Source organism: Arthrobacter sp. AZCC_0090, from assembly GCF_014207375.1.
GTDB lineage: Bacteria > Actinomycetota > Actinomycetes > Actinomycetales > Micrococcaceae > Arthrobacter.
Genome location: NZ_JACHEE010000007.1, coordinates 56,739 through 71,531 on the forward strand (window position 1 = coordinate 56,739; position 14,793 = coordinate 71,531).

14 protein-coding genes are annotated in these 14,793 nt (G+C 63.2%); all 14 read right to left on the minus strand.

Going from position 1 to position 14,793, the window contains the following annotated elements:
- Window positions 1-34: 34 nt before the first annotated feature.
- Window positions 35-919, minus strand: a complete 885-nt coding sequence (locus HNP00_RS12540) for an alpha/beta fold hydrolase (RefSeq protein WP_184739541.1) — start codon at window positions 917-919, stop codon at window positions 35-37.
- A 53-nt stretch (window positions 920-972) separates the two neighbouring features.
- Window positions 973-2,910: an NAD(P)/FAD-dependent oxidoreductase gene (locus HNP00_RS12545; RefSeq protein WP_184739543.1), complete on the minus strand. Its 1,938-nt coding sequence runs from the start codon at window positions 2,908-2,910 to the stop codon at window positions 973-975.
- A 65-nt stretch (window positions 2,911-2,975) separates the two neighbouring features.
- On the minus strand, window positions 2,976-3,743 hold the full coding sequence (locus HNP00_RS12550) for an HpcH/HpaI aldolase/citrate lyase family protein (RefSeq protein ID WP_184739545.1): 768 nt from the start codon (window positions 3,741-3,743) through the stop codon (window positions 2,976-2,978).
- Between the two features lie 16 nt (window positions 3,744-3,759).
- Window positions 3,760-4,476: an ABC transporter ATP-binding protein gene (locus tag HNP00_RS12555; protein ID WP_184739547.1), complete on the minus strand. Its 717-nt coding sequence runs from the start codon at window positions 4,474-4,476 to the stop codon at window positions 3,760-3,762.
- Entirely contained in the window at window positions 4,473-6,329 is a 1,857-nt protein-coding gene (locus HNP00_RS12560) for an ABC transporter permease subunit (RefSeq protein ID WP_184739549.1), read from the minus strand. The genes HNP00_RS12555 and HNP00_RS12560 overlap by 4 nt, the downstream gene beginning before the upstream one ends.
- Window positions 6,322-7,194, minus strand: a complete 873-nt coding sequence (locus tag HNP00_RS12565; RefSeq protein ID WP_184739551.1) for a branched-chain amino acid ABC transporter permease — start codon at window positions 7,192-7,194, stop codon at window positions 6,322-6,324. Before HNP00_RS12565 ends, HNP00_RS12560 begins: the two co-directional genes overlap by 8 nt.
- Before the next feature lie 77 nt (window positions 7,195-7,271).
- Window positions 7,272-8,495: an ABC transporter substrate-binding protein gene (locus HNP00_RS12570; protein WP_184739553.1), complete on the minus strand. Its 1,224-nt coding sequence runs from the start codon at window positions 8,493-8,495 to the stop codon at window positions 7,272-7,274.
- A 174-nt stretch (window positions 8,496-8,669) separates the two neighbouring features.
- Window positions 8,670-9,167 (minus strand): nuclear transport factor 2 family protein, encoded by a 498-nt coding sequence (locus tag HNP00_RS12575; RefSeq protein ID WP_184739555.1) that lies wholly within the window; start codon window positions 9,165-9,167, stop codon window positions 8,670-8,672.
- Window positions 9,168-9,962 carry a 2-keto-4-pentenoate hydratase gene (locus tag HNP00_RS12580; RefSeq protein ID WP_184739557.1) on the minus strand — a complete coding sequence of 265 codons (795 nt, stop codon included), beginning with the start codon at window positions 9,960-9,962 and terminating at the stop codon, window positions 9,168-9,170.
- A complete protein-coding gene (locus HNP00_RS12585) occupies window positions 9,959-10,816 on the minus strand; it encodes an alpha/beta fold hydrolase (protein ID WP_184739559.1) in 858 nt (285 codons plus the stop codon). The genes HNP00_RS12580 and HNP00_RS12585 overlap by 4 nt, the downstream gene beginning before the upstream one ends.
- Before the next feature lie 37 nt (window positions 10,817-10,853).
- Complete coding sequence (locus HNP00_RS12590; protein WP_184739561.1) at window positions 10,854-11,792, minus strand: 3-carboxyethylcatechol 2,3-dioxygenase; 939 nt, start codon at window positions 11,790-11,792, stop codon at window positions 10,854-10,856.
- A 64-nt stretch (window positions 11,793-11,856) separates the two neighbouring features.
- On the minus strand, window positions 11,857-12,423 hold the full coding sequence (locus tag HNP00_RS12595) for a flavin reductase family protein (RefSeq protein ID WP_184739563.1): 567 nt from the start codon (window positions 12,421-12,423) through the stop codon (window positions 11,857-11,859).
- A gap of 7 nt (window positions 12,424-12,430) precedes the next feature.
- Complete coding sequence (gene hpaB, locus HNP00_RS12600) at window positions 12,431-13,933, minus strand: 4-hydroxyphenylacetate 3-monooxygenase, oxygenase component (RefSeq protein ID WP_184739565.1); 1,503 nt, start codon at window positions 13,931-13,933, stop codon at window positions 12,431-12,433.
- Window positions 13,934-14,045: 112 nt separating this feature from the next.
- On the minus strand, window positions 14,046-14,753 hold the full coding sequence (locus HNP00_RS12605) for an SDR family oxidoreductase (protein ID WP_184739568.1): 708 nt from the start codon (window positions 14,751-14,753) through the stop codon (window positions 14,046-14,048).
- Window positions 14,754-14,793 lie beyond the last annotated feature (40 nt).

Below are 14,793 nucleotides of genomic sequence, written 5' to 3' on the forward strand. Positions count from 1 at the left end.
CCGCGTCGGTGAGCAGTCCAGGACCACATGGCGCCTATGTGAGCTGGGGAAGCCCGTCGAAAAAGCCGTGGAGGATAGTCTCGAGTTCATCGGGGCGGTCGAGTTGTGGTGCGTGCAGGCAGTCAATCTCATCGATCCGGACGCCCGGGACTTCGGCCTGGATGTTCGCCGCCCAAGCGGGTTCAAGCAACTTGTCCTGGACGCAGCGGACCAGCAACACCGGAATCTTCGTGTCCGCTATCTGCAGCGGCCACGGATCTTCAACCGAGATCTTCAGCGGATCCGGAACGCTCACGGTCGGGGCCAGCACAGCCTTGTAGTGCCCCGGTGCCCGGGCCCACCGGAAGCGCTCGCTCAGCTGCTCCTCGTAGCCCGGATAGCCCTTATCCACGAGCAGGCGCAGGACGCGTTCGAGGTCATCCCGTGTCCCGTCCCAGGAGGACATCTCGGACATCGCGAGCTCGGTCCGCCATGGTCCGCCCGAGCCGGCGATGCTCACTACAGAGCGGTGGTTGAAGCTGCCTGGCTTCGCCAGGGAGCGCAGTGCCGTCGCCCCGCCGAAGGAGTCTCCGATGATGTGGACCGGTTTTGAGACGTTCATGACCTTGAGGAATTCAGTCACGTGATCGATCCGGAAATCGTGCGGCGACCTGTCGACGAAGACGGCCTTGTCGCTGCCGCCGTAGCCCAGGAAATCGGGTGCCAGGACGTAGTACTTTTGGGACAGCCGTGAGATGAAACTGCCCCAGGTGGTCGAGGAGCTGGCGCCCCAGGCGCCGTCGTGCAGCAGCAGGACCGGATCGTTGCCGGGGTCTCCGGCCACGAGGTAGCGGGTGAGGTAGCCGCCAGCTCGTACCCAGCGTTCCTCCCCGCCCTGGTTCACCGCGGCGGGATCATCGATGGTCAGTTGAGTGCTCATGATGGGTGGTCCTCTTCCTTAGAAGGTCAGTCGTTGAAGGCTCAGCGCCGGGGTCACTTGTAGTCGTAGTCGCCGGGGCGGGGGCCGCGGGTCCCCTCCCAGTACTCGAGGGTTGTCAGCGGCCAGTTCTGCGAAACCCGGCCAAACTTGTTCTTGTACCAGCTGTTGACGTTCGAGACACCCACGGCCAGGGTTTTGCTTGTATCGTCGATGTGCTTGTTGAATTCGTCGAAGGGCTCCTGGCGCACTTCCATGGTTTTGTGTCCGGATTCGAGGAGCGCCTGGATGCATTCGAGTGTGTATTCCACGGCTGCTTCCGAGAACATGACCACACTTCCGTTGACGTTCAGGTTAGTGTTGGGCCCGTAGAGGCAGAACAGATTGGGGAAATTCGGGATGGTGATCCCGTAGTATGCGCGGGCGTCCCCGCCCCACTGTTCGTCCAGGGTTTTGCCGTCCCTGCCCTGTAGCTTCAGTGTGGACAGGAATTCCGAGGCGCGGAAACCTGTTCCGTACACGATGACGTCTACCTCATGCAGGATCCCGTCATCGGTCACGACGCCGGTTTCCGTGATGCGGGTGATCCGGTCGGTGACCATGGTGACGTTCTCACGTTTGAGCGCCGATGACCAGGTGCCGTCGTCCCGCAGGGTCCGTTTGGCATACGGCGGGTACTGCGGTACGAGCTTGTCTGCCAGGTCCGGACGGTCCGCAAAGGATGTGCGCAGGAAGGTCTCGAGTGCGGCCCGCATCCCTTCGTTCTTCGCCGACACAGAAACCGGGTGCTTCCATTCAGGGTCGACGACGGCGAGGTACCGGATGCCATCCACGTTGACCCAGAATTGGTTGAAGCGGTAAAAGCGGTGATAGTGCTGGAGGTTCTCCAGCAGCCACCGCAGCCCGACGGGCAGGACCTTCGTGTAGCCCGGGGTGGGTATGACCCAGGCCGGCGTCCGTTGGAAGACGGTCAGCTGGCCGGCGATCTCAGCGATTTTCGGGATGACCTGGAAGGCGCTGGCTCCTGTGCCGATCACCGCGACCCGCTTGCCGCTGAGGTCGACGTCGTGGTTCCAGCGGGCCGTGTGCCAGCTGTCGCCGTTGAAGGTGCTTACGCCTTCGATGTCCGGGATGTTGGGTTCGTTGAGCTGGCCAACCGCGCTGATCACAGCTTCCGTGGTGATTTCCTCGGTACCGTCCGGACCGGTCACGGTGAGGGCCCACGTGCCGGCTTCGTCGTCGAAGATTGCGGAGGTGACTTTCGTGTGGAAGCGGATGTTCTCGCGGATCCCGAAATCGTCCGCGACGCCTTGGAGGTATCCGAGCACAGCGTCACGGGTCGAGTATTGATCTTCCCAGGTTCCGTGCTGGGAGAACGAGTAGCTGTAGGTGAAGTTGCTCGTGTCCAGGCGGGCACCAGGATAGTCGTTGTCGAGCCAGACGCCGCCGACGTCTATGCTGCGTTCGAAGACGACATATGGGATCCCGGCCTGCTGCAGGCGGTGCGCCGCCACCAGCCCGGACATGCCGGCCCCGATGATAGCGACACGGAAGGTGGTGTCGGGGGCGACGTCGTGCTTGTTCCACTTCGGCGCGCCCAGGTCAACGGGAATGCCGAGCTCGTGGATCATCAGCGGAATGTAGGCCTCGTCAACCGGTCCGGTGATGAACTGCATAAGCTCCTGGAGCTGGCTGTTGTTCAGCCTCACGGGTTCGAAGTTTCCTTCTTCGCGGTATCGGAGCAGCGCTTCCAACGCCTCCCGGCGCGCGCGCTCCTGGGCTTCCGGGGAGAGTCCGCCGGACGGGTCCATGCCGAGGGACACGGATACTGTGGCTGGTTTGAATTCCTCCTTCAGCAAGGTCAGGTCTCCGGTGAGGAAGGCCAGAGTGACCAGCAGGGAAGGAAGGTGAGCATGCTTGAGGATTTCGGTCAGCTCGTCGGCGCTGACATCCGCCAGCCTCACATCGTTGGGGACAACCGTTGTTAGTGCCATTTCAGGCCTTTCTGTGACTCTTCACTGAGCTGGATTTCTTTGGAGTAGTCGTGCACTCGCAACTGTCAGAAGGCACCCCGGACTTCTGCGAGGCTTAGTCTGGCGGCGGCACCGAGTAGACCGATGTCTGTGCCCACACCCAGGAAGTCCACCAGCCCGTCCGAGGCCATACGCCGGGCGTAGCCGGCGTCAGCGCAGAAGAGACCCATGAGCACACCATTGCTCCGCGCGATTTTTGCTACCCGTTTGATGGCCTCGTAAACGGGGCCGGAGTCGAAGTCCGCAGCGAACCCGTCGCCGTAGGAGCGGGACAGGTCGGTGGGGCCGATGTACACGGCGTCCAGTCCGGGTGTGCTGAGAATGTCCTCGGCGTTCTCGACACCGAGGGCCGTTTCAATCTGGACGATGGTGGTGACGGCGGCGTTTGCCTCGTCGCCGAAATCCGCCCCGGGATAGAGGCCGGGACGAAGGGGTCCGTAGCTGCGGGAACCTAACGGCGGGTACCGTGTGGCGGCGATGAAGTCAGCACAGTCGGCGGCCGTCTCCATCACGGGGCACATCACGCCCCGGCTGCCCGAGTCGAGGACTTTGGCGATGATGCCGTGATCGATCCCCGGCACCCGCACCATCGGGACCACTGCGGTGGTAGAGATGGCCTGGAGCATGCGGGTTGCCTCGCGGAGATCTATGTCCCCGTGTTGCAGGTCCACGATCAGGGCGTCATAGCCGGCGTGTGCCAGGTGTTCGGCCACGAGGCTGGACCCGATCGATACATGCGTCAGCACGGGCGTGCGCCCCTGCCCCGGGAGCGCCGTAAATGGGTTGTTGCTCATTAGTCCGCCAGTCCTTCTAGGCCAGCCGTGAGGCTAGTTCGAGTTCGCCGACAGAGAGTTCGCCGGCGGTACCGCTGAGGACTACCCGGCCGCCGTCGACGACCACGACGTCGTCCGCGACGCCCGACATCACGTTCGCGATGACCTGTTCGACGTAGATGATGGCGATGTCCTGGTCTTTCAGGCCCCGGACGATCTCCAGGACCTCTTCCACGACGATCGGGGCGAGGCCCGACGTCGGCTCGTCCAGCATGAGCAGCCGCGGCTGTGCCAGGAGTGCCTGGGCGATCGCCAGCATCTGCTGTTGGCCGCCGCTGAGGGCGCCGGCCTTGTCGTGCAGCCGGGGCCGGAGCCGGGGGAAGCGCTCCAGCATTTGTTTGACCGCCTGGTCCCCGCCTCTGGGAGACCGGCTGAAGGTTCCGAGGGCGAGGTTTTCGGCGACCGTCATATCACGGAACACACGCTTGCCCTCCTGGACGAGGCTCACGCCCAGGCTCACTCTTTTGTGGGCCGGGGCGGGGAGCAGGTCCTGGCCGGCGAGCCGGACCGTTCCGGACCGGAACGGAAGCAGCCCTGCGATCGCCGAGAGCAAGGTGCTCTTTCCCGCCCCGTTGCGGCCCATCAATGCGGTGGTTCTCCCCTTCTGGACAGTCATCGAGATATCCCAGATGGCGGTGAGGTCACCGTAGGCGATCTCCGCGTTCTTCACTTCCAGGATCGGTAGCGTGGTCATCGGAGCTCCTCCAGGTCTGCCTGTGCGGTGAGTGATTCGCCAAGGTAGCTGGCGATGACTGCCGGATCGTTTGCTATTTCCCCGGGGGTGCCGGAGGCGATTGTCCGGCCCAGTTCCATCACATGCACCTCGTCTGCCAGGTCCATCACGAAAGGGACGTTGTGTTCGACGATGATGACCGTGCCGCCAGCCTCCCGGATCCGCCGGACAAGCTGTGCCAGCTCCGCGAGGCCGACGTCGTCGAGCCCTGCTGCCGGTTCGTCCAGGAGCAGCAGGTTGGGCTCGCGGGCCACCGCACGGACGACTTCCAGCAGCCGCCGGGTGCCGAGTGGCAGGGACTCTGCGGACTCGAACATCAGGTGTTCGAGTCCGGCGAACCGGAGCGCTGCCAAGGCAACCGTCCGGTTCTCCCGTTGGGCCTCGCGGTAAGACGGCAGCCGCATGATGCTGGCCAGCAGCCCGGGTCCCTGGTGAAACCTGCCGGACTCCACAACGTCGAGCACGTTCATGCCGTGGGGTATCTGCGGGGTCTGGAAGGTCCGGCCGACGCCGCGTTGGCCTATCCGGTCAGGTGGCAGATCGACCAAACTCGTGTCCCCCACCGTGATCATTCCCGAATCGGGACTGACAAACCCAGAGATCGTGTTGAGCAGGGTGGTCTTGCCAGCACCGTTGGAGCCGAGGATTGCCGTGATCTTGCCGGGTTCCGCTGTGATGGCGGCGCCATCCAGGGCCTTCACTCCGCCGAACGCCTTGAATACTCCACGGGCGATCAACAGCTGCCCCGGGATGACGACCGTCGCGTCCTCCGGTTGTAAGTTCTTAAGGAGGCGTGCCTGCTGAAGAACGTGCAGCTTGCCGAGCGCCCCGCCGAATTTCCTGACAGCGTTCTTGGCGGGTCCGGCGACACCGGAAGCGAAAGAGAGGCCGGCTACGAGCAGGAAAATGCCGTAGGTCAGGATCGAGTACTGTTCAAAAGCCGAACTCTGGAGGGGACCGAGCACCAGGATGGCCGATCCCACGGCAGCGCCCCACACCGAGGAGGTCCCACCCACAACGGCGGCGGCAAGGACCGCGATTGCCAGGTTGAGGGTGAACGCCTCGGGCGAAATGAAACCCACGAGGTAGGCGTACAGCGTTCCCGCCGCCCCGGCCGGGAGACTGCCGATCAGGTAGGTGCGGATCCGCATCTTGTAGGGTGAGAGGCCAACCGACTGGGTGAGCTGCCGGCTCTCGCGCAGGACGAGCAGGGCACGGCCATAACGGGAATCCACGAAGTTGCGCATCCCGAGCAGCCACAGGAGGGTAATCGCACCGGCCAGCAGGTAAAACCCCGTGAATTTCAGTGGAAACCCGAAAATGGTCGGATTGAAGATGCCCGAGAGGCCCTGCCGCCCGCCGGTCAAGTCGGTGGCGAGCACCACGACCCGAGGGATGAGGAGGACGACAAACAGAGAGGTGATGGCCAGCGACCAGCTGCTCAGCCGAAGACCGGGAGCACCTGAGATCAGGCCCACAACTGCGGCCGCGGCTGCCGAGCAGACCAGGGCGACGAGGATGTCGTCGACGCCGTTGTTGGCCAGGATCGCCGTCACGTACGCCCCGGTGGCGAACATGGCCACATGGCCGAGGGCCAGATCACCGGAAAAACCGAAGGTTAGGTTGAGTCCGGAGACGATCAGGGTATAGACCATGATCATGACGACCTGGCGCTGCTGATACTGGCCGAAGAAGGCCAGCGGAACGAGGATCGCCAGGAGCGCTATAACTATCGGCAGCACGCTTGGTGCACGGCTGATCCATCCGGCTATCCGCTGGAACCTCATGCTTGTGGGAAATGGTGCGCTAGACACTTCGAATTCTCCTGTCGCCGAGGATCCCCGTGGGTTTGATGAGCAGCACAGCCAGCAGCACGCCGTACACAACCAGGAGTTGGTATTCGCCGCCGAGGAAGAAAGCCGTGCCCATCTGCAGGGCTCCCAGGAAGAGACCGCCAAGGATGGCGCCGAGGTAGCTGCCGAAGCCGCCGAGCGCGAAGGCCACGAAACCAATCAGCACGAGTTCCGTGCCCAGGTGGTAACTGGCCTGAAGCTTTACGCCGATGAAGATGCCGCAGACTGTCAGGAGCCCCCCGGAAAGGGCGAAGGCGGTAACCGAAACCCGTCCCGAGTTCACGCCGCGCAGCAACGCCGCTTCCTTGTCCGCGGTGACTGCCCTGCCGGACAGTCCCCAACGGGTGTACTTCGAGGCGAAGTGGAACCCCAGGGCCAACACGATCGCCAGGCTGATGAGGGTCACGTCCACTATCTGGATGCCTCCGCCGAGCCAGCTGAGGGTAGTAGATGCTCCTTCGAACGGAACGGGCAGGGCATCGCTGCCAAACAGGGCAAAGGCGACCCCTTCAATGACCACGGCCACGCCGATGGTGGTGACCAGGACGCCGTGCCTGTGCCCCCGTTTGAGCAGGGGACGGACCGCGAAGCGCTCCTCGAGGTAGCCGAGGACGGCCCCGCCGGTCCCCGCCCCGACGATCACGAGCGTCAACGTCAGCGCACTGGAATCTGCGGTGAAGACGGCGTAGCCCAGGAACGCGCCGATCATGATGAATTGGGGCGCAGCGAAGTTGAACAGGCCGTTGGAGGCCATCACGATGTTGAACCCCAGAGCCACGATGATGTAGACCGAGCCAAGTGCCAGGGCCGCCCAGACGAGAGTCACTTTGCCACGCTCCTTAGGCGGAGGGGCGCCGACGATGCACGGCGCCCCTGACGGATGTTGTTGACGGTACGCATTGGCTACTTGGCCGCTGCCTTGGTGAAGAGTCCTTCGGCGTTGCGGGCACCAGCGGGGAAGAAGACCATGTCATCGTCCGCGATCTGGATGGAGTGGTTCGCCGGGTTCAAGGCCAACTTCTCCGTCATAATCCACAACTCGGAATCCGTGGAGGAGATGCCTTCGAAGCTTTTGACGACGGCGTCCAGATCCTTGACCCCGCCGGTCTTGTCGATAGCGGCCTTGGCCAGGATGAGTGCGCTGTAGGGATAGACGTACACGTCCGGGCCCTGTTCATAGCTCGTTGTGACTCCGGTGAAGGCATCCCAGTACAGCTTGTAAGAGCCGGACTTCCTAGTCGCCTCGTCGGCCACGCCGTAGCGCATGGCGGCGAAGGTCACGTTCTGGAGTGCAGTCGGGGAGAGCCCGGCGTAGTTGTTGGTTGAGGCTGCGTCGTCCAGGTACCTGGGAACGTCCCAGCCGACCTTGTCGAAGGCACCCATGATGGCGGCACCGGACGGCCCGAGGGCCGCGGCCACCAGCAGGGCCTCAACGCCGCTCCCCTTCAGTCTGGACAGTTCGGCCGTCGGATCCACCGAAGCCGGATCGACAAATTCGCTCTTGATCTCGATGCCGGCCTTGGCCGTCAGCTCCTCGAGGGCCTTCAGCTTGTCCCGCCCCAGCACAGAGTCAGGGGCGATAACCCCGAGCTTCTTGACGCCGTGACCGGCGATCTTCTTGATCTGGGCCGACATGCTGTCCTTGGCCTGCACCGCGGTGTTGAATGCATAGGGGAACTTGGCACGATCGGTCGAAATCGTGCCGGCCGCTGTGCCCACGGAGAGGATCTTCTTCCGGGTCAGCAACGGCAGAAGCGCCACAGTTTCGGAGCTGACGACGCTCGGAACGACGAGGTCAGGCAAGGTGCCCTTACTCAGTTCAGACTGCAGCCGAGACACGGCCTCCGAGGGAGAGCTCGTGGTATCCACAAACGTTATTTCCACCTGCCGCCCGGCAATGCCCTTGTGGGCGTTGATGACTTCGACGGCCGCCTTGAGCGACGAAGTCACGCCGGCGCCTATCTTGGCCAACGGGCCGCTCGTAGGGACCATGGCGAGGATCGAGAACGGCTTACCGGAAGCATCATCAGTCTGACCTGCTGCATTGCCGCCGCAAGCGGTAGTTCCGAGTAGAAGGGCTGCGGCTACCGCGGTTGCCTTCACGAACTTGTTCTTGGGGTGCTTCATTGCGACTCCTGGAGTTATTCATCGTTGAATAGGGCCTGCGGCGCCTGGCTCGACGGGCCGATCGTGGACCTGCCTGTATTGCTGGAATGCTGGAATGCTAGACGTTTACTGAACGGTATCTGCTCGGCTGCGGAACTCAATAGCCGTAGCACTGTGATTATGGCGTGACGCGGCTCACTCTAGGGACTGCGTCGTCCGTCCCGGCTGGGCAGCGAGCCCGGGTGAGAAGAAGACACGCTGGATGCGCCGGCGGCGGATGAGCCAGCCCTCGTCTCCGAGCGAGTATTCGTCTTCGTACTCCCCCACCATCTGGGGGGAAGTGCCGCTGAGGTCCGCCGTGTCGCTCCGGAACATCATCACGCTCAGGGTTCCACGCAGCGTGTTGTGGTCCCAGGAAAGCCGAAGGTTGGATTCAACATGGCGCGCGGTGCGGTTCGTCATCGTGACCCTGTTTCGGCCCCACTCGGCGATGTGGTCCCGCCCGAGCAGGTCCTTCGGCGGTAGGCCGATGAGTTCGCCGTCCTGCGTGTAGAGGCCAGCCAGCTCGTCCGCGCGCCCGTGGTCAACAAGGTACGAATGTTCCGTCACGAGTTGCTGGATGGTGATCCAGATCGCCGCGTCCACGCCGCGCAATGAGCCGATTTTGAGTTCAGCGGATCCTTGGGTTCCCACTCAAGCCTCCGACACGGTGACAGTCACGTTGCCCAGGCCGGGAATGTCCGAGCTGAACGTCGAGCCCGCTGGGAGCGGCACCATCCGACCCAGCGACCCGGAGAGAATTACTTCGCCGGCCATCAGAGGCAGGTTCTGACGGAGTGCCGTTTCCGCCACCCACAGCAAGGCCGTCAGCGGATCCCCCATGCAGTCAGCCCCGGAGCCGGCGGTGACTTCGACCCCGTCGCGGCGGAGTATCATCGACGCTGCCGCAGGGGCGAAGTTCTCAAGGGGCAGGGCGCCGTTGCCCAGGACGTAGTACGCACTGGAGGCGTTGTCGGCGATGGTGTCGACGATGTTGATGTCCCAGTTACGGATGCGGCTGTCCACAATTTCCAGGCAGGGCGTGGCGTAGTCGACCGCGTCCCATACGGCTTCCGGCGTGGCTTCCCGGATGTCCTTCTTGAGGACGAACGCGATCTCGGCCTCAATCCTCGGATCGATCATCGTCCCGAAGGGCACAAGCCCGTGGTTGGCGATCTCCATGTCATCCATCAGGACCCCGTAGTCCGGTTCGTCGACCCCGAACTGTGTCTGCACGACGACGTTTGTCAGGCCGATCTTCCGGCCGACCCGCCGCGCCCCGGCGCGCTCCCGGGCTTTGATGTTGATTTCCTGGACGGCATACGCGGCCTCCACGTCGATGGCTGGAATCAATTCACGGACCGGCTCGACGGCGGTCAGCAGTTTCTGCGCTTCCGCCAGCAGCCCCGCCGCATGTTCGGTGGCGTTGGCAAGATTAGTTTCAGTCATTTCGTCAAGAACTCCAGAGCGCTCGTGTTGTACAGCTCGGGCTGTTCCCACTGCGGCCAGTGGGCGGCATTTGGGATCATGAGGAACTCACCCTTGGGGATCTTGGCCGCCATCCCCCGGCCGACGGCGTCCGGTCCTGACGGTTCTTCGGTGGTCCACACGACGAGGGCCTCGTTGGGGATGGCCGCGAACTCGGCGTCGGTAATCAGGTTGCGGCGCCGGATCTCCGGATCCTGCAGGCACAGGATGTGCCGCATCGATTCGGCGAATGCGGGCTGTGAGTAGATTGCCCTGCGGATGGCAACCAGCTCATCGGTCACGGAGGCTGGCGACGCCATCACAAGTTCCAGCCGCTCCCGGACGTTTTCTTCCGTCGGGTTGTCGACGGCGGCCTGGCTCAGCTGGCGGACCAGTGCCAGCCGAGCAGCGGGCAGCATGGTCCCCCCGGGTGCGTTCAGGATGACCTTCAGGACCCGGTCCGGGTGGGCGGCGGCGAATTTCGCGGCGATCCATCCGCCCAGAGACTCCCCGGCGATGTGGGCCTTGTCGATGCCGAAGGTATCGAGGAGCCCCAGCAGGTGCTCCGTGTAGTCGGCGATTTCCAAGTCCACCCCCGCGAGGCTTGTGTAGCCGTGTCCAGGGGAGTCGTAGGCGATCACCCGGAAATTCTTCGAGAGTGCCCTGAGGTTCCAGGCGTGGGCCTCAAGATGGCCGCTCGTTCCGGCGATGAGGACAACTGTTTCACTGCCCTGGCCTGCGGTAAGGACCCTCGTGGACCAGGGCCCGACCTGCACATACGAGATCTCATGTGGCAAGGCACCGAGTTCCTGCCAGACACTGCGTTGGGTGGTCATGGTCTTCTGAATCTCCTGAATTTGCATGGTGCGGCGCCTATTTCTTGCTCGCGGTGGTCAGGGAGAATCCTGTTCCCCACTCGACGATCGGCCAGTAGTGGGTGGAGGCAACGTCGTACCCGCCGGCGGCAGCCATCGCGCTGTACGCCGCCACCCAGGTCCGGATTTCGTGTGAGGAATGGCCTCCGGCCTCCTCGAACCATTCGTTGGTCCAGGCGTCTACCTTGGTCAGTTCACCGTCTGCGAAGGTGCGGAGCACGATCGCATCGAAGTCTGGATTGATGGCCTGGGCGGTCGTGGCGCCGTCGGCGTAGGCCCGGCCGAATTCGACGATCCTTGCTTCGCGGGCCGCCCGCAACTCCGGGGAGAGATTGCGTCCGTCGATCAGTCGCTCGACGACCTCCGGGGATGCTTCCTCCAGCCGGGGAACGGGCGGATCGTGGGAAAGACCGCCGGAGCCGATGATGAGGACGCGTTTGCCCAGACCGGCGACGTGCCGACCCACCGATTCGCCGAGTTCACGGATTCGGCTCATGGGCCCCAGCGGCAGCCCGACGCAATTGATGAAGATCGGGACGATCGGGTTCGTGTAGCCCTTCCCGAAGAGGAACTCCAGCGGCTGTGAAATCCCGTGGTCCACGTGGAGTTCTTCGGACTGGGCAATGTCGATCCCGTCAGCCAGGACTGACTTCAAGAGGGACCGGGCTTCGGCACGATCGACCGGCAAGGAGCCGGCGTCGGTGCCCCAGTCCCCCACCGACGTCGCCTTCGACCCGATGCAGAACGGCGGCATCATGTCGTAGAATACGCCGTTGTAGTGGTCGGGGCCGAAAACGATGGTCAGTTGGGGGTCGAAATCCCGGATGAACGCGCGCATGCCGTCGAAGGCGGCATGGATGTCCGCGGTGGTTCCTTCGTCAGGATCCGTGATTCCAAACAGTGGTGCGTGGGACAGGGTGCACAGGGCAACAGTCACGATCTTCTTCCTTTCAGAGTGCTCGGTGGCGGCCCGGCGACACTGCTGGGGCCGCCTGGCGCCGCTACCAGGGGGCAGAGCACAGCCATTCGTCGGGCAGGCTTGCCGGGCCGTCCGAGGGCTTGGCCTGAAGCATCTGGCCAAATTTCCCCTGCGCATAGAGCAGGGGATCACCGTCATGAACCTCGGCACCGGCCACGGCGCCTATGACGATCAGATGGTCTCCGCCGTCGGCAATCGAGGACAGGTCACACTCGACATGACAGATCACGCCGTCCAGACGGGGCATGCCGTGCAGCCCGGGCTGCCAGGAGACTTCGCTGAAACGGTTGGGTGCCCGGCCGGCGAAGTTGAGCGCCAGATCGGCCTGATGGGCAGCGAGGATGTTGACCACGTAGCCGTTGCCCTCCTGGAGCCACTTGGCCATGCTCCGGTCCTTGCCAATGCAGACCAGGACGAGGGGCGGATCCAGGGACAGCGAACTGAATGCGCTCATGGTGCAGCCGGTGGGGTTACCCTCACCGTCCAGGGTCGTGATGACGGTGACCCCTGAGGCGAACTGGCCCATGGCCTGTCGCATGATCGAGGGATCTACCGGGGCGTCTACCGTGCCCACAGCCGTGGCGGTCATGGCCGTCTCACACCCCGGCAGTCTCAAGCACGGTGCCGCGCTTGGCCGCAACGGCTTCAGCCGGAGTGCCGGAAAGCTCCAATGCGCGGTCTACGAGCCCGTAAGCGCGCGTCTTGTCGTACGCCATGTAGTTGGCGGCCAGTAAACGAACCGGGTCTCCGGCGTAGTAGCGCTCGTACTGCAGGGTGCGCTGGCCGAAGCCGTCTCCGCAGAGGTCCCACGCCAGCTTGTAGAGCCGGACGCGTTCCTCGGCCGGGAGCCCGCCTGCGCCCTGAAGGTACTTCTCGATGTCACCGGAGATCGGGCTCAGAAAGTCCTCGGCAGACGGCATCATGAGATAGCCGCCGGCACCCAGCGTCTGGAGGAGTTCGGCGATTTTCGGATATGACGCCGAGAGGTGCATGCGCAGGGTCTGCAATGCCCTAAGGTCCGGCCGAACCACACCGTTCTCATCGATTTCGGGATTGCTTTCCGATGCCAGCACCAGGGCACGGCAGATCTCCGTGGCAGCGATGGCCTCGCCCAGCTTCTGCTGCACGTGCTGGAACTGGTCGATCTTCACGGTCTCGCTGAGCTTCATCGCGATGCCGGTGATGAATTCCATCTTCGTCAGGCCGCGGACCCCGGTCTGGTGGCCAGTGTGCTGGCGCAGATTGGAGTCGATGTACAGGGCGTTGGAGAGTTCGACGTTGTTGTGGACGAAGACCCGGTCCCAGGGAACGAGCACGTCATCGAACACCAGGAGCGAATCGGCTTCTTCGAAGTTGGAGGACAACGGGTGGTCGAAGCTGTTCCGGGTGCCGTCGTCGAACGGTTCGCGGGTGATGAGACGCAGCCCGGGAGAATCAATCGGGATGGCGAAGACGGTGCAGTAGCGCTCATCGCCGGGCTTGAGGCCGGGCGCGTTGTAGACGAGCAGTTCATCGGCCACCGGGGCAAGCGTTGCCAGCATCCGTGCGCCCCGCATGATGAGACCTTCTTCGGTCTCGCGGACGACACCCATGTGCAGGAATTCCTCCTTCTGCTGGGAGCTCGGCCTGGTCCGGTCAGTTTGCGGAGCCAGCAGGGCGTGGGTAAGGAAGAGGTCGTTTTCGCGGATGTACTCGTAATAGCGCACGATGTTCTCGCCGTACTGCACGCCGCCGCGGGCAAAGACCTCCGGCGCCTGGGCCAGCGCCATAAGGGAGGTGTTCAGGAAGTCGGGTGAGCGGCCCATGAGGCCGAAGGTTGCGTCTGCAACGATCTGGAAGGCTTCGCGGCGGGCCTCCAGGTCGGCCTGTGAACGCGGTGGGATGAACGACACCGGGGTACGAACGCCCTCGTGGTCGCGAGTGAGAATGTCACGGGTAGCGGCCTCGTGCTGCATGTCGTAGATCTTCGCGATCTGGGCGATCGGCCCTTTCAACGCAGGGTGCTCGGTCACATCGTTAACGCGCACTCCCTTCAGCCAGACCTCGCGGGGCGTGTTCTTAAGATGTGCGATGTACTCTGCACCCGTCCGAATAGTCATGATTCTCCTCATTGAGTGGATAACTTACCTACTAGCATGCTAGTAGGTAAGTGGAGTCTAAAGAACTTCCTTCACGAGCACAAGAGTTTCTTCTGAGGAGTTACCGGAACTGCTACACGGACCGCGCCATGCCGCCGTCGATCCGCCAGTTCTGGCCCGTCACATACCCTGCCTCGTCAGAGAGGAGGTACAGGGCCAGCTTGCTGACGTCCTCTACGGTGCCTGCTCTGCGCAACGGAACTTGGGTTAGCTTCTCGGGAGCCACCGGGAACGTGTCGATGAAGCCGGGCAGGATGTTGTTGATCCGCACGCCCTGTGGCCCATACTCGTCGGCATACAGCTTCGTGAAGACTGCCAGGCTCGCCCGGAAAGCGGCCGAGGTGGGATAGCCCGGATTCGGCTCGAAAGGCGAGCTCGTCGAGATGTTGACCACCGCTCCGCCGCGCTCTGAGAAATGGGGAGTCACAAGCCTGCACATCCGGACCACGTTCAGGAAATAGGTTTCCAGGCCCGTGAGCCAATCGTCGTCGGACAACTCAAGGATGCTTCCCTTCGGGCCGTGGCCGGCACTGTTGACGAGGGCGTCGACCCGCCCATACCTATCGACCGTTTCCTCCACCAGGCGCTCGAGTTGGACGGGATCGCGGTTAGATCCGACGACTCCAAATCCACCTAGCTCCTCCGCAAGGGATTTCCCCTTTTCCGTCGAGGATAAAATCGCGACCCGGTACCCGTTGACTGCCAGTTCCCGCGCAATCCCAGCCCCGATACCGCTGCCTGCTGCCGTCAGGACTGCCACTTTGCCCTCAATAGCTTCCATTTTCCCTACTCCTCACAGATCCGGACCGGCCGCATTGGCA